Origin of the sequence: Enterobacter wuhouensis, assembly GCF_035835995.1 — a bacterium.
In the GTDB taxonomy this organism is placed as follows: domain Bacteria; phylum Pseudomonadota; class Gammaproteobacteria; order Enterobacterales; family Enterobacteriaceae; genus Enterobacter; species Enterobacter wuhouensis.
Genome location: NZ_CP142124.1, coordinates 358,769 through 374,270, shown reverse-complemented (window position 1 = coordinate 374,270; position 15,502 = coordinate 358,769). Strand labels below are relative to the sequence as shown.

General features: G+C 54.8%; 13 protein-coding genes. 8 read left to right on the top strand and 5 right to left on the bottom strand.

What is annotated here, in order from left to right:
• Positions 1-2: 2 nt before the first annotated feature.
• The 3 genes from fliR to VPX56_RS01780 are packed head-to-tail and all read left to right on the top strand — an operon-like array spanning position 3 to position 3,992.
• A complete protein-coding gene (fliR, locus tag VPX56_RS01790) occupies positions 3-776 on the top strand; it encodes a flagellar biosynthetic protein FliR (protein WP_131635403.1) in 774 nt (257 codons plus the stop codon).
• Positions 773-1,909 carry a flagellar biosynthesis protein FlhB gene (flhB, locus tag VPX56_RS01785; RefSeq protein ID WP_165500732.1) on the top strand — a complete coding sequence of 379 codons (1,137 nt, stop codon included), beginning with the start codon at positions 773-775 and terminating at the stop codon, positions 1,907-1,909. Before fliR ends, flhB begins: the two co-directional genes overlap by 4 nt.
• Entirely contained in the window at positions 1,896-3,992 is a 2,097-nt protein-coding gene (locus VPX56_RS01780) for a flagellar biosynthesis protein FlhA (protein WP_131635401.1), read from the top strand. Before flhB ends, VPX56_RS01780 begins: the two co-directional genes overlap by 14 nt.
• 11 nt (positions 3,993-4,003) lie before the next feature.
• Here the strand turns inward: VPX56_RS01780 and VPX56_RS01775 are convergent, their stop codons facing one another.
• Positions 4,004-5,005 (bottom strand): lysozyme inhibitor LprI family protein, encoded by a 1,002-nt coding sequence (locus VPX56_RS01775; protein WP_407655099.1) that lies wholly within the window; start codon positions 5,003-5,005, stop codon positions 4,004-4,006.
• Between the two features lie 159 nt (positions 5,006-5,164).
• Between VPX56_RS01775 and VPX56_RS01770 the strand changes: the two genes are divergently transcribed.
• The 4 genes from VPX56_RS01770 to VPX56_RS01755 all read left to right on the top strand — a co-directional run bounded on the left by VPX56_RS01770 (position 5,165) and on the right by VPX56_RS01755 (position 9,134).
• Positions 5,165-5,413 carry a hypothetical protein gene (locus VPX56_RS01770; RefSeq protein ID WP_263610721.1) on the top strand — a complete coding sequence of 83 codons (249 nt, stop codon included), beginning with the start codon at positions 5,165-5,167 and terminating at the stop codon, positions 5,411-5,413.
• 383 nt (positions 5,414-5,796) lie between these two features.
• The gene (locus VPX56_RS01765) at positions 5,797-7,290 is read left to right on the top strand and encodes a sensor domain-containing diguanylate cyclase (RefSeq protein ID WP_326469507.1); all 1,494 of its coding nucleotides are present in this window, start codon (positions 5,797-5,799) and stop codon (positions 7,288-7,290) included.
• Positions 7,291-7,376: 86 nt separating this feature from the next.
• Positions 7,377-8,138, top strand: coding sequence for an EAL domain-containing protein (locus VPX56_RS01760; protein WP_326469505.1), 762 nt, complete (start codon positions 7,377-7,379; stop codon positions 8,136-8,138).
• A gap of 12 nt (positions 8,139-8,150) precedes the next feature.
• Positions 8,151-9,134: an EAL domain-containing protein gene (locus tag VPX56_RS01755; RefSeq protein ID WP_326469503.1), complete on the top strand. Its 984-nt coding sequence runs from the start codon at positions 8,151-8,153 to the stop codon at positions 9,132-9,134.
• Between the two features lie 49 nt (positions 9,135-9,183).
• Here the strand turns inward: VPX56_RS01755 and ssb1 are convergent, their stop codons facing one another.
• Positions 9,184-9,714 carry a single-stranded DNA-binding protein SSB1 gene (gene ssb1 / locus VPX56_RS01750; protein ID WP_023310055.1) on the bottom strand — a complete coding sequence of 177 codons (531 nt, stop codon included), beginning with the start codon at positions 9,712-9,714 and terminating at the stop codon, positions 9,184-9,186.
• A 251-nt stretch (positions 9,715-9,965) separates the two neighbouring features.
• On the opposite strand from ssb1, the gene uvrA reads away from it, so the two are divergent.
• Complete coding sequence (uvrA, locus tag VPX56_RS01745; RefSeq protein ID WP_131635395.1) at positions 9,966-12,788, top strand: excinuclease ABC subunit UvrA; 2,823 nt, start codon at positions 9,966-9,968, stop codon at positions 12,786-12,788.
• Positions 12,789-12,791: 3 nt separating this feature from the next.
• On the opposite strand, the gene VPX56_RS01740 is transcribed toward uvrA, so the two are convergent.
• The 3 genes from VPX56_RS01740 to tyrB form a co-directional block, all read right to left on the bottom strand.
• Positions 12,792-13,145 carry an MmcQ/YjbR family DNA-binding protein gene (locus tag VPX56_RS01740; RefSeq protein WP_131635394.1) on the bottom strand — a complete coding sequence of 118 codons (354 nt, stop codon included), beginning with the start codon at positions 13,143-13,145 and terminating at the stop codon, positions 12,792-12,794.
• A 117-nt stretch (positions 13,146-13,262) separates the two neighbouring features.
• Positions 13,263-13,976: an acid phosphatase AphA gene (gene aphA / locus VPX56_RS01735; RefSeq protein ID WP_131635393.1), complete on the bottom strand. Its 714-nt coding sequence runs from the start codon at positions 13,974-13,976 to the stop codon at positions 13,263-13,265.
• A gap of 217 nt (positions 13,977-14,193) precedes the next feature.
• A complete protein-coding gene (gene tyrB / locus VPX56_RS01730) occupies positions 14,194-15,387 on the bottom strand; it encodes an aromatic amino acid transaminase (protein WP_131635392.1) in 1,194 nt (397 codons plus the stop codon).
• Positions 15,388-15,502 lie beyond the last annotated feature (115 nt).

Genomic DNA, 15,502 nt, shown 5'->3' with positions numbered 1-15,502 from the left:
CTATGGGTATCGATATTCATGCGCTGATTAACCCGCTGCTGGCGTTAGTCTTCCCGTTCTTTCGCATTCTGGCGTTCCTGCACTTTTGCCCCGTGCTGGATAACCGCGCCTTTAGCCGACGGATTAAAACGGTGCTGGCCCTGGCGCTGGCGGTCATCATCACGCCGATGCTGCCGGAGAAAGTCCTGCTGACCGAACTGATGTCTATGCGAACTATCCTGCTCACCGGCGAACAGCTGCTGTGGGGGATGCTGTTTGGCATGGCCATGCAGCTGGTGTTTGTTGCGCTGCAAACCGCGGGACACATTCTGTCGATGAATATGGGCCTGGGCATGGCCATGATGAATGACCCGGTAAACGGCAGCTCGACAACCGTGATTTCGCAGATGATTTACACCTTTTGCGGCCTGCTCTTTTTCGTGATGGACGGGCACCTGCTGGTGGTCACCATCCTCTACAAGGGGTTCGTCTGGTGGCCCATCGGACAGGCGATTAACAAACCCACCCTGCTGCTGATTGTGCAAAGCCTGGGATGGATTATGTCCTCGGCGACGCTTATCGCCCTCCCTACAACGTTTGTCATGCTGATTGTGCAGGGCGGCTTTGGGCTACTGAACCGCGTCTCCCCGACGCTGAACCTGTTTTCACTCGGCTTCCCTATCAGCATGCTGTTTGGCCTGCTCTGTATTTCGATGATGATGACCAACATTCCCGACCACTATCTCAACCTGACCAATGACATTCTGGCCAGGCTCGAAGCCGTAAGGAGCCACTGATGGCTTCCGGTGGAGATAAAAGCGAAAAACCCACAGCGCAAAAGCTGCGTAAAGCGCGCGACAAGGGCGATCTTCCGCGTTCCAAAGACCTCACCATGGCCGTTGGCCTGCTGACCTCGTTTATCACCATGGGGACATTTTTCCCCTACTACCAACAGCTGGTGGGGGAATCGTTTACCGCGGTGGGCATGATGGCCGGGCGGGTGGACGACGAAGGGGTGTTAAGCCAGTTTTTGATGCTCAACGTCTGGGTCATTGTGCGCTTTATCGCCACGCTGGTACCAATCCCTGTGGCCTGCATCGTGGCAAGCCTGATCCCCGGCGGCTGGGTTTTTACCCTCTCAAAGCTCAAGCCGGACTTAAAAAAACTAAGCCCGATTAGCGGCGTAAAACGCCTGTTTGCCAGCAGCCACTTCGTTGATGTCGGCAAGATGATGCTCAAGTGCAGCATTATTCTTGCGGTGCTGTACACCATGGTACACAGCTCGCTAAACCCGCTGCTGCATCTGCAGCGGCTGAACTTGAATCAGGCGATCCATCAGGGCTTCGGCATTCTTCACCATGTGCTGGTCTACTTTATTTCCGTGATTGTCATTTTTGCCCTGCTTGACGTGCCGCTGGCCAGGTTTATGTTCACCAAAAAAATGCGCATGACCAAGCAGGAGGTGAAGGAAGAGTACAAGAATAACGACGGTAATCCGCAGATTAAGGGTCGCATTCGCCAGCTCCAGCGCCAGATGGCAATGGGTCAGATTAGCCGTACCGTGCCCGATGCCGATGTGATTATCACTAACCCGACGCACTACGCGGTGGCGCTGAAATACGATCCGAATAAAGCCGAAGCGCCGTACATCGTCGCCAAAGGGATGGACGACATTGCCCTGCACATTCGCGACGTGGCCCGCCAGCATCAGATTGAAATCGTGGAGTTTCCGCCGCTCGCCCGCGCGGTGTATCACACGACGCGCGTCAACCAGCAAATACCGGCCCAGCTGTTTCGCGCCATTGCGCACGTACTGACCTACGTCATGCAGATTAAATCCTGGCGCACCGGCCAGCTTGAACAAAAACCCCGCCTGAACAGGCAAATAACCATTCCAAAAGAGGTCTTAAAAGCCGATGGCGAACAGTAAGTTACATCAAACGCTTGCCATACTCCGTAAAGGACACATAGGCGTTCCGATATTGCTTCTCAGCGTGCTGGCAATGGTGATGCTGCCACTGTCGCCGCTGATGCTTGATATCCTGTTTACCTTCAACATCGTGTTGGCGGTCGTGGTGCTGCTGGTTGCGGTGAACATGCAGCGTCCGCTGGACTTTGCCGTCTTCCCGACGCTGCTTCTGATCACCACGCTAATGCGCCTGACCCTGAACGTCGCCTCCACCCGCGTGGTGTTGCTGCACGGGCATGAAGGCGAAGGGGCGGCGGGTAAGGTCATTGAGGCGTTCGGCCAGGTGGTGATCGGCGGCGATTTCGTCGTCGGCTTCGTGGTCTTTATCATCCTGATGATCATCAACTTTGTGGTGGTGACCAAGGGTGCAGAGCGTATCTCCGAGGTGTCCGCCCGCTTTACGCTGGATGCCCTGCCGGGCAAACAGATGGCGATCGACGCGGATCTCAACGCCGGGCTGATCAACCAGAATCAGGCGCGTGACCGCCGTAAAGAGGTGTCTAAAGAGGCAGATTTTTACGGCGCAATGGACGGGGCCTCCAAGTTTGTTCGCGGGGATGCCATCGCCGGGATCATGGTGCTGATCATCAACGTGATCGGCGGTATCTGTATCGGTATCTTTAAATACGATCTCGATGCCAGCCACGCCTTCCAGCAGTACGTGCTGCTCACTATCGGTGATGGCCTGGCCGCCCAGATCCCTTCCCTGCTGCTGGCAACCGCAGCGGCGATTATCGTCACCCGCGTCAGCGACGGTGATGACGTTAGCGACGAGATTAAAACGCAGCTGCTGGCCAAGCCGCAGGTGCTGTACACCGCCGCATTCGTCATGTTTATTCTGGCGATCGTGCCCGGTATGCCGCACATTGCCTTCCTGTGCTTCACCGCGCTGCTGCTGTTTGCGGCCTGGCGTCAGAGCAAGGCGGTTAAGCCTGCCGAAGAGGAGACGGATTACGACGCCATCAACGAGGCGCTGTCCACGGATGCTACTCCGACGATTAACTGGGACAGCATTCCCCTGGTGGAGCCAATTGGGCTGAATCTGGGGTACAAGCTGGTGACGCTGATTGATTCAGCCAAGGGCAGCCCGCTTTCACAACGCATCCGCGGGGTGCGCCAGGTGGTTTCGGAACAGTGCGGCGTGCTGCTGCCTGAAATCAGGATACGCGAAAACTTCCGCCTCAAACCCGCCCAGTACGCCATCTACATCAACGGCATACGCACCTCGCTCGGCGAAGTGTACGCCGAGAAGCTGATGGCGATCCCCGGGGCTGAACTCTACGGTGAAATTGACGGCGTGCTGGATACCGATCCCGCCTACGGCATGGCGATCGTCTGGATCGACCCGGAGCAAAAAGCCAAGGCGCTAAACCTGGGTTATCAGGTGGTGGACTGCGCCAGCGTGGTCGCCACGCACGTGAACAAGGTTGCCCGCGAAAATCTGCCCGACCTGTTTAACTACGACGACATCACGCACCTGCATGCGCGACTGGCATCGCAGGCGCCCAAGCTGGCGGAGGATCTGACCAACGCGCTTAGCTTCAGCCTGCTGCTGCGCATTTATCGCCAGCTGCTGCTGGAGCAGGTGTCGCTCAAGGATATTGTGACCATCGCCTCGACGCTCCTTGAAAGCTCCGCGGTCACCAAAGATCCGATTCTGCTCACCTCGGACGTACGTTACGCGCTGCGTCGGGCCATCATCCATTCGATTAACGGCGACCGGCAAAAGCTGGCCGCCTATACCATTGATAATGCGCTGGAGAATATTTTGCTCGGCGCGCTGAACCAGTCCCAGCAGGCGGGGAAAGTGGCGCTGGACAGTTTTGCCGTCGACCCGAACATTCTGACGCAGCTGCAAAATACGATGCCGGTCATTCAGGAACAAATGAAAGCGAAAGGCATGCCGCCGCTGCTGCTGGTCACGCCGCAGCTGAGGCCGCTCATTTCACGCTATGGCCGCCTGTTTGCCAGCAACCTTCACGTGTTGTCGTATAACGAAGTGCCGGATGACAGTGATTTAACCATCGTGGGAACGCTGGCGTAATGCCAGCGCCATCAGTTATCTAAAAAACGTAATTTCCAGGCGGCCAGCGTTCGCGGCATTTTGCGCTGGTCGCTGCCATCGGTGCTGTAGTAATGCAGCTCCAGCCCGCCTCCTTTCGCAGGGGAGATCCTTCCCGCCCAAATTTCGCCCTTTGGCGTGTACATGATAATCGCCGTCCTGCTGTTGGCCGCCCCTTGTACCCACATTGAGAGCACGCGGGCACCGATGTTATCGATATCATTTTGATAGATGTAGACGTTCGCGCTGTCGACGAAGTTCTGGTAATCGTCCTTCACCAGATCGCGGAATTTCTGATCCATCGCGCTATCGGCAAAAATCCCGAGCGACAGCAGCGTGGGTTTTGGTCGCGGGTCAACATCGGAGAGTTTATACGCGCCGTCCAGGAAGGCCCCCGTCGGCATGGATAACCGACAGCCCCAGTCGGAATTACTGTAAACCTGCAGCGAACCGTCTTTTTTCGGGATCAGCAGCAGCTTACAGTTACTGGTTTCTGCCACCTTTTCCACGACGAGCATACCGTACAGCCTGCGCGCTTCAGCGGTAAATTCGTCCTTATTCAGGCCCGCCCACGCGCGGATGTCCAGCGTGGCGCTCCACTGGGCGTTACGGCTGAACTGAATCACGCCGCCGCTCATGTTCGGTGCCAGCATGTTCCACCATTTGCCCTCCCACTTGAAATCGCGGTTGGTATCTGACAACGCGCTAATGCCCGCGTAGTAAGCGCGTTCAATACAGGCATCAGAGGTGCATTTCTCCAGCAGCTTTTCCCATTCGTCGTATTTTTTATTGCTGTCTTCCACGCCTTCATGCTGAAGCGCCTGGTGATAAACAACCGACAGGGTGCTGTCCAGCCAGTGCAGGTTGTCGTTATTGCAGATGGTATTTTCCAGGGGCGTGACCGCTCGCTGGCAATTCACCGCAAGCGTACTTCCACTGATAAATAAGAGGAGGAAAAACAGGCTGCTAAAAATGCGACGCGTCATTTTGTTCAACTTTCATCCAGGGGGCGGCTATTGTGGCCAATGGCATTCATTATTGCAATATAAACCCTAAACGCCTGCTCTATAAATGATCGGAATAAATAAAATGTTAAGTAATGTTCTTAATTTGTCGCGATCAATAAAGGAATGTATTGATAAGGATGCATGAAAATGAAAATTGATAGTAGCAACCTCACCGTTGCGACGGCTTCTGCTTACGCTTCGCTAACCGAACCCGCCCGTAGCCCATTAGGTATCAGGCGCTCCAGCGGGAATATTTGTCCACAAAGCGGCTATTGGCAAATTGCTAACCCAGCGGTAAAGAATGTCGTCAATGTTAAAAAAGGTGAACAATTGCCCTGGCAAAATGGCTATCCGGTTAACTGGACCCTCATAGAATACGATTTAAAAAATGAATAATTGACCACATTTTATATATGGGAAATGTTTCTTCCCTTTTAGCAAGGAAATTACATTTCCCACTCTTTTATTTATCCCGCCCCCCTGCACGCTTGCTCTCGCGCACGGATTTATAATCAACTGATAATTATGCAGTTAATGTCTCCCCCATGAATGGCAGATTGATTTCATCGATCGATAAGTATTATTCGATCGACTTTGACAATCAAAAAGGGTAGCGATAGACTATTATTTAACAGGCTACATCCTTTATTTGATAACGTAATTTTCATATTAAAAACTGCAAATCATTTTCATTTTTAACAGTTCATCAATATGCAGCGCATATAAACCAACATTTAATCCCTCGCAGTTGGTTTCACCAGAGAGTTCCGGAGTCGTCAGTGATCGAAAGTTTAAACTTCAGAAGGCCGCTTAACATTTGCTTCGCTGTTCTGGCCGTGACGTTTATTTTTGTCGGGCTTCTGATTGCCCATTCACAATGGACTGCAACACAGGACATTTATAAACGACAGAACCGCCTGTATATCAATAACGTAGCGTCATCTTTGGACAAATACCTGGACGGGTATGAAGGCAGCGTGAGGGAGATGGCGCGTATCGCTGCCGACCAGCATAAGTTTGACGTCACCCCCGACAACAGCCCTTCATTGAAAAACTGGCTGATCGAGCGCCTGCGCATCATGCCGGATGGGATCTCAATCGTTCATGCCGACAGCAAAGGGCACTTCATTCGCATACCGAATGCCGGTGGCACCACCAGCTGGGATCCCCGCAAAGAGCCCTGGTTCACGATCTCAATTGAGGATTCCGACGAAGCGCATTTCAGCATTAGCAGGGATCCCTTTGCCAACAAAGAGCGAGTCATCACTATCTCTCTGCCCATCATTAACGGCTCGGATGGTTCAAACAACGGCGTGCTGGCGTTGAATCTGGACGTCGATAAAAGCATCGATATTCTGAACAACGCGCTGCCGCCAATGAAAAGCAGAACCTTTGTCATGACGCGCGATGGCGAGCTGGTCCTTAACCCTGGCTACCCGATAGCGCCTGATAAGCTAAAGGCGATTGCTCGCCTTGCGCGCGAGTATCGCGGTGATTTTTCGCTGGATTCAAACTACTACGCCTATCGCGCGATCGCCTCCCAGTCCTGGCTGGTGGTACATGAGGTAGATGAAAATGAACTTAACAACCTGATCTGGGCGCAATGCATCAATATTTTGTGGGGAATGCTGTTTACGCTGGTCGTACTGTTTTTCTGCTGGTGGGCAACCCGCGCGGCAATGAACACGATTTTTATGCGCATCGCCACCAGCATTAGCGGAGGCGCAATCAAGCCTGCCGCCGTTGAAGAACTTATTTTCAATGAAATACACCGATCGCAGCAGCGACACGAAAAAATTGCCCATGAGGCATTAACGGATGGCTTAACCGGGCTGAAGAATCGTCGCGCGTTTGATGCCGATGCCTTACGCTACAACAGTGAACTCCAGACCCACATTGCCATGATTGATATCGATAATTTCAAAACGATTAACGATACCTGGGGCCATACCGTGGGGGACGTCGTGCTTAAAACTATCGCTGAAGTTGGTTTGCGCCTGCGGGGTCTGGAAAATATCACGCTCTATCGTTACGGCGGGGAAGAAATTGCCGTGCTGTTTAACGGCCTTTCACAAGAAAAAGCGCAAAGCTATCTCGAAAAGTGGCGAATGACGATTAACACCCGCAATTTCAGAGAAAATAATTTAAAAGTGTCTTTCAGCGCAGGACTTGTGCGAATGGGGGGCGCTTCTCTTCCAGAAGTCATTGCGCGTGCTGATAAGCTCCTTTATCAGGCGAAAAAAACAGGCAAGAATAAAATCATCGCCAGCTAATTTCGATGAAATGACATTCACCGCTGGCTTAAGTTCGGCGGTGTTTGTGTCGTTTTACGTAGTATTGTTGTGGCTCCGAGGCTGGCATGGAAAAAAGTACACATTTTGTGATGCAGTGTGTCGAAAAAAATAAACTCGATGCGGGCATCGATTTTGTCATTCAACCTATTTTCGATCTCTCGCGATTCGTCTGCATTGGCGGCGAAGTGCTGGTTCGTGGAACTCATCGTCGTCATGTCGTTCCGCCTCACTTATTTATCGGCGAGCTGGAAAAAAATGGCGGCATTGTTTCAATGGGCGATTACATCATGGCCCGGGCTTTTCACTATATTGCCAGCCAGACGCCAGAAGTACGCGATAAGCAGCTCTTTACGCTCAATATTTCCTGGGTTCAGCTGCAGGATGTTCACTTCTCGGCCCGCACGTTAGCGTTACTGTCTGAATATACTCTCTCGCCGCGCCATATTGTCTTTGAGATAACGGATAGCGGCCAGCCCAACGATACGGTGAGCCAAAACCTCGGCTTCTTGAGTGAGGCGGGAATTAATGTGGCCTGGGACAGCATCGACTGTCTGGAAAAACTGCAGTCGAGGCTGACGCTTTATATGCCTGATTACGTGAAGCTGGATCGAAGCTGTCTGTCCTCCGATAAGCTTGAACATACCTACGCAATGCTTGAACACCTGCAGCAGTGGGATGTCGACGTCATTATAGAAGGCATCGAAAACTACACCCACGTGTCGACGATGCTGCGCCATGGCGTTCAGTATGGCCAGGGATTCCTGTTTTCACGCCCCGTCAGTAAGGAAACGTTCCATCAGCAATACATGCAGCCAGAGCGCGCATAAGGCTTATCGGATATGTATCGTAAGCACCTTCTGCGCAAGAAGAAAAACCGGGTACGCGCGGCAGTTTTTGCCTTTATGCTCGCCCTGGTAATGACCAGCGGTCTGGCATGGAAGATCCAAAGCATGAGCGCCAGCGCGCTCTCTGCATTATCTTCCCTGTTGAGCGTAGGCTTTATTTTGCTGGTTCCGCTGGTCGCAGCGCTAGTCACATGGTTTATGGCTGCCCGGCGGCATTCGCTTTACTCACAGCTGGCGCGGGCTATACGTCAGCATCAGATCCACCCTCACTATCAGCCGCTCATCTGCGCACAAAGCAATGCCGTTTCGGGTGCTGAAGTGCTGGCGCGCTGGCATCACGATGAGCTGGGCTTTATTCCGCCCGACGTTTTTATTCCTGTCGCCGAGAGCACCGGGCTGATTATTAACCTGACCGAAAGCCTTCTTGAACAGGTTGTTGACGATCTCAAGCAGGGTATTGCGGCATTCCCGCCGGGATTTAAGCTCAATCTCAACATCAGCCATGCGCACGTGGTGGACAGCAGCTTTCATCTGTTCATAGATTACTGGGCACCGGTATTTGAAGCCCTGGGCATTACCCTGGTCTTTGAGATCACCGAGCGCGAGAACATCGATATTAACGACGATATCGTGGAAAAAATTGCGCACATTAAACGTAGCGGCATCAAGATTGCGCTGGATGATTTTGGGACCGGTTTTTCTAACCTGGCCTTTATTGCCAATTTGAACCCTGACAGCATTAAGATCGACCGCATGTTTATTCGCCAGATCTCAAGGGAGGCGGCAACGCCGCTGATTGACTGCGTTATTGATATGGCCAGACGGATGAACATACTCACCACGGCGGAAGGGGTTGAGTATGACTATCAGGTCGAGTATCTCAGAACGAACCACATTGACTGCTTGCAGGGATATTTTTTCTCAAAGCCGCTCTGCTTCAGCGAGTTCGCCGGATTCCTTCAGCGCTATAGCCGCTGAAAAACAAAAAGCCCCGAAAGGGGCTTTTTTATGCTTACCGGAACAGGTCTTAGAACGGGATATCGTCGTCGAAGTCCATTGGCGGTTCGTTGGACGGGGCCGGTGCAGACTGCTGCTGCGGGCGAGACTGCGCGCCGCCGCTGAACTGGTTGCCGCCCTGCGGCTGCTGAGGCTGACCCCAACCGCCCTGCTGCTGGCTCTGGCCGCCACCTGCCGGTGCGCCACCGCCCTGACGGCCACCCAGCATCTGCATGGTGCCGCCAACGTTCACCACCACTTCCGTGGTGTATTTCTCAGCGCCGGACTGATCGGTCCATTTGCGGGTACGCAGCTGGCCTTCAATATAAACCTGAGAACCTTTACGCAGATACTCACCGGCCACTTCTGCCAGTTTGCCAAACAGCACAACGCGGTGCCATTCGGTCTGCTCTTTCATCTCACCGGTCGCTTTATCACGCCAGGATTCGGAAGTAGCCAGCGTAATGTTGGCAACTGCGCCACCACTCGGCATGTAGCGTACTTCCGGGTCCTGGCCCAGATTACCGACGAGAATCACCTTGTTTACGCCTCTGCTGGCCATGTTCGTGTCTCCTGAATACGTTTCTTAATAGTGTAAACGCGCGAGTGTACCATTTCCACGCGGCAATTTGCATAGTTGCGTAGTCGGTTCAGAAATCTCTCGCGAACTCGACATTGTTACACAGCTAATCGGAAATTGCATTCCAATACTGTATATTCAAACAGGTCATTTTGTGTCATAATTAGCCGTTTCTGACAGCCGTTTGTCCTTCAAACAAATCAGGCAATCCGTGTTCCAACCGGGAAAGGTGAATGGATAAGATCGAAGTTCGGGGCGCCCGCACCCACAATCTCAAGAATATCAACCTCATAATCCCTCGCGACAAGCTCATCGTCGTGACCGGGCTTTCGGGGTCTGGCAAATCCTCACTGGCTTTCGACACTTTGTATGCCGAAGGACAGCGTCGTTACGTTGAATCACTCTCTGCGTACGCGCGTCAGTTCCTGTCGCTGATGGAAAAACCGGATGTCGACCACATTGAAGGGTTATCGCCTGCTATCTCTATTGAGCAGAAGTCCACCTCGCATAACCCGCGCTCCACGGTCGGGACGATTACCGAAATTCACGACTACCTGCGTCTGCTGTATGCGCGCGTAGGCGAGCCGCGCTGCCCGGACCACGACGTCCCGCTCGCGGCCCAGACCGTGAGCCAGATGGTGGACAACGTGCTGTCGCAGCCGGAAGGCAAACGCCTGATGCTGCTGGCGCCGATCATCAAAGAGCGAAAAGGCGAGCACACCAAAACGCTGGAGAACCTGGCAAGCCAGGGCTATATCCGCGCCCGTATTGACGGCGAAGTGTGCGACCTGTCGGACCCACCAAAGCTGGAGCTGCAGAAGAAGCACACCATCGAGGTGGTGATTGACCGCTTTAAGGTACGGGAAGACCTGGCGACGCGCCTGGCAGAATCTTTTGAAACGGCGCTAGAGCTCTCTGGCGGCACGGCCGTCGTCTCCGACATGGACGACCCGAAGGCGGAAGAGCTGCTCTTCTCCGCCAACTTCGCTTGCCCGATTTGTGGCTACAGCATGCGCGAGCTGGAGCCGCGTCTGTTCTCGTTCAACAACCCGGCGGGTGCCTGCCCGACGTGTGACGGCCTGGGCGTTCAGCAGTATTTCGACCCGGACCGCGTGATCCAGAATCCGGAGCTGTCCCTCGCGGGCGGTGCCATTCGCGGCTGGGACAAGCGTAACTTCTACTACTTCCAGATGCTGAAATCGCTGGCGGAGCACTACAAGTTCGACGTTGAAGCCCCGTGGGCCAGCCTGAGCGCGAACGTGCACAAAGTGATCCTGTTCGGTTCCGGCAAAGAGAACATCGAGTTCAAGTACATGAACGATCGCGGCGATACATCCGTGCGTCGCCACCCGTTCGAAGGGGTGCTGCACAACATGGAGCGCCGCTACAAAGAGACCGAATCCAGCGCGGTGCGCGAGGAGCTGGCGAAGTTCATCAGCAACCGCTCCTGCGCCACCTGTGAAGGCACGCGCCTGCGTCGCGAAGCGCGCCACGTGTTTGTCGAAAACACGGCCCTGCCGACCATCTCAGACATGAGCATCGGCCACGCGATGGACTTCTTCAACAACCTGAAGCTCTCCGGCCAGCGCGCGAAAATCGCCGAAAAAGTGCTGAAAGAGATCGGCGATCGCCTGAAGTTCCTGGTAAACGTTGGCCTGAACTACCTGACGCTTTCCCGCTCGGCAGAAACGCTCTCCGGCGGTGAAGCCCAGCGTATCCGTCTGGCGAGCCAGATTGGCGCGGGCTTAGTCGGCGTGATGTACGTGCTGGACGAGCCGTCCATCGGCCTGCACCAGCGCGACAACGAGCGTCTGCTCGGCACGCTTGTGCACCTGCGTAACCTCGGCAACACGGTGATCGTTGTCGAGCACGACGAAGATGCGATCCGCGCGGCTGACCACGTGATCGACATTGGTCCAGGCGCTGGCGTGCACGGCGGTCAGGTGGTGGCGGAAGGGACGCTGAAGGACATCATGGCGGTGCCCGAGTCGCTGACCGGTCAGTACATGAGCGGCAAGCGCAAGATTGAAGTGCCAAAACAGCGCGTGGCGGCCGATCCGGAAAAAGTGCTGAAGCTGACCGGCGCGCGCGGCAACAACCTGAAAGACGTCACCCTGACGCTGCCGGTTGGCCTGTTTACCTGCATCACCGGCGTGTCCGGCTCAGGTAAATCGACGCTGATCAACGATACGCTGTTCCCGATTGCGCAGACGGCGCTGAACGGCGCGACGCTGGCCGAGCCAGCGCCGTATCGCGACATTCAGGGGCTAGAGCATTTCGACAAGGTTATCGACATCGACCAGAGCCCGATTGGCCGTACGCCGCGTTCTAACCCTGCAACCTATACCGGCGTCTTTACGCCCGTACGTGAGCTTTTTGCGGGCGTACCGGAATCACGTTCGCGCGGCTATACGCCGGGACGTTTCAGCTTTAACGTGCGCGGCGGGCGCTGCGAAGCGTGCCAGGGCGATGGCGTGATCAAGGTTGAGATGCACTTCCTGCCGGATATCTACGTGCCGTGCGACCAGTGTAAAGGCAAGCGCTATAACCGCGAAACGCTGGAGATCAAGTACAAGGGCAAGACCATCCACGAAGTGCTGGATATGACCATCGAAGAAGCGCGCGAGTTCTTCGACGCCGTGCCTGCGCTGGCGCGTAAGCTGCAGACGCTAATGGACGTGGGTCTGACCTACATTCGTCTGGGGCAGTCCGCCACTACGCTGTCCGGCGGTGAAGCCCAGCGCGTGAAGCTGGCGCGCGAGCTGTCCAAACGCGGCACCGGTCAGACGCTCTACATTCTGGATGAGCCAACCACCGGCCTGCACTTTGCCGATATCCAGCAGCTGCTCGACGTGCTGCACCAGCTGCGCGATCAGGGCAACACGATTGTGGTGATTGAGCACAACCTGGACGTGATTAAAACCGCGGACTGGATTGTGGATCTCGGCCCGGAAGGCGGCAGCGGCGGCGGTGAAATCCTCGTCTCCGGCACGCCAGAGACCGTTGCAGAGTGCGAAGCCTCGCACACTGCGCGCTTCCTTAAGCCGCTGCTGTAATCGTTACACGGAGAGCTGTTGTCGGGTGGTTTCCGGCAGCAGCTCAACCGCCTGCTGATAGGACGCATCCACCAGATAGTAGATTTGCGAGCCAGGGATAGATCCGTCCAGATAGACGGTACTCCAGTGCGCCTTATTGAGATGCTTGCTCGGCCTGACGTCATCATGCTGCTGACGTAAGAGATCGGCCAGCTCAGGGCTGGTTTTCAGCGATGCCGCCGGGCGGCCTTCCACCTCTTTCACCATCGCAAACAATACGTCACCGACCTTAATCTGCGTGGCTTTCCAGTCGGTGTGGACGCTCTGCTCCGCGCCGGGCTTGCTCATGCAGTACTGAAGTATCTCCGAAATTGTCATCTTTGCTCCCCTGTAAATAGGTTGAACGCGATCTGCGTACCTGCCTCTTTTAAGTGTGCAGCAAGACGACAAAAGGTAAACCCGGCAGGATTGATTTGTTCAAAAAATCAGCATATCTCAGTATTCGGAATTCACAATCACCTCTTCACCAAACTTTCCGGCCATCGGCAGCGGTCGGTAGGTCGAGTTAGAGGCGCGTAGCACCCTGATCCCCCGGGCACCCACGTCGTGCGCGGCGGTGATGTCGTTATCAGAGTCGCCGTAGAACACTTTGATATTTTTCTGTTCCAGCCACTGAACTTTGGTGTTTTGCCCTTCTTTATCGCCCGCAAAAATGACCGGGTTCATGCTGACCGCCGGGATGAGGAAATCATCCTGCAGCGTTTTGGATACGGTTTCGGTTTTGGTCTGGCTGCGGCCGGTGACGAAATAGATGCTGTCGCCACGCTTAACGTGCATGGAGATCAGCGCGCGGGCCACCTCTTTCGGGATGCTGAACTCGTCCCAGCCGTTGTTCATCTTTTCCCAGAATTCCGGGTTCTTCAGATAGGCTTCGCTGTCCGGCGAGTACGTTTTTTTGCCGCGCCAGAATCCTGGGCTTGAGAACAGCACGGTATCATCAATGTCGAAGCCTACGGCCATCGGCGGGCGGCCCATCAGACTGTTTTCAATTTGTGCCACGGAAACCCAGTGAATAGGTGCCTGCTCGGCAAGAATGGCGGCGGTGGTTCCGGTGTAAAGCGGCGTAGGTGCGGAAGCTCGCGCCACGACGGCACTATTAAGCGAGAACAATAAGCAGGCGGCGCTGAGCGCCAGTGTGATCTTGCGCATATTTTCCCCTGAATATTCAGTTTGTTATCGTTTTATTTTGAGTGAATGGTCAAAAAACTATCCGACCTTAACCCCAGCGGGAGGTGAAGGGAAGGAGTTTTTGCTTATGAATCTGAATAAAAAGAAGAAGATCACAGAATGCCGGGCAACGTTTTTGTGCGGCCTGATGCCCTCACCCCGGCCCTCTCCCACGGGGAGAGGGAGGGTAAGTGAGTACTTACATTACAGCAGCAAACGCCTGTGCCACGCGCTGGACGTTGTTAGCGTTCAGACCGGCTACGCACATACGGCCGCTGGCAATAAGGTAGACGCCAAACTCGTCGCGCAGTCGATCGACCTGCGCCGCGCTCAGTCCGGTGTAGCTGAACATTCCGCGCTGCTTGAGCAGATAGTCGAAATTATGCTCCGGCACCGCCTCTTTCAGCACGTTAACCAGCGCCTGACGCATGGACAGAATACGCTTACGCATTGCTTCCACTTCCGCAAGCCAGGTTGCTTTCAGCTGGTCGTCGCCGAGCACGGTCGCTACCACCTGAGCCCCGAATGCAGGCGGGCTGGAGTAGATACGGCGAACCGTCGCTTTCAGCTGGCCCAGCACGCGGCCAGCCGCGTCGGCATCGTCACACACCACCGACAGACCGCCCACGCGCTCGCCGTAAAGGGAGAAAATTTTAGAGAAGGAGTTGCTGACCAGTGCAGGCAAGCCGGCGCTGGCAATCGCGCGGATCGCGTAGGCGTCCTCTTCCATCCCTGCGCCAAAGCCCTGGTAGGCAATGTCGAGGAACGGGATCAGGTCACGCGCCTTCAGCACCTCAATCAATGCATCCCACTCGGCATTGGTGAGATCGGCGCCGGTCGGGTTATGGCAGCACGGATGCAGCAGAACGATGCTGCGCGCCGGCAGGGTGTTCAGTTTTTCCAGCAGCGCATCGACGCGTACGCCGTTGGTTTCGCTGTCGAACCACGGATAGGTTGCGACCTTAAAGCCCGCACCTTCGAAGATCGCAACGTGGTTTTCCCACGTTGGGTCGCTGACCCACACGCCGGAATCCGGGAAGTATTTTTTCAGGAAGTCAGCGCCGACCTTCAGCGCACCCGAGCCGCCCAGCGTCTGGATGGTCGCCACGCGCTTTTGCGCAAGCACCGCGTGATCGGCACCAAACAGCAGCGGCGCAATGGTGTTGCGATAGGTATTTAACCCTTCCATCGGCAGATAGAGAGAAGCGCCGTGCGGGGTCGCGTTAAGGCGCGCTTCGGCTTCGGCCACGGCTTTTAATTGAGGAATGATGCCATCCTCGTTGTAATACAGGCCAATGCTGAGGTTCACTTTGTCGCTGCGAGGATCTTCTTTGAAACGCTCCATTAAGGAGAGAATAGGGTCGCCGGCGTAGGCGTCAACTTTCTGAAACACGCGATGATTCTCCGGAATTCGATGAGGCAGGGAATTCAACAATAAACCGGAAGTGGAAGAAGGTCGAGGGGATGTTAATAAAGTGGGAGTGAGGTGAAATACCTCACTCCATTGG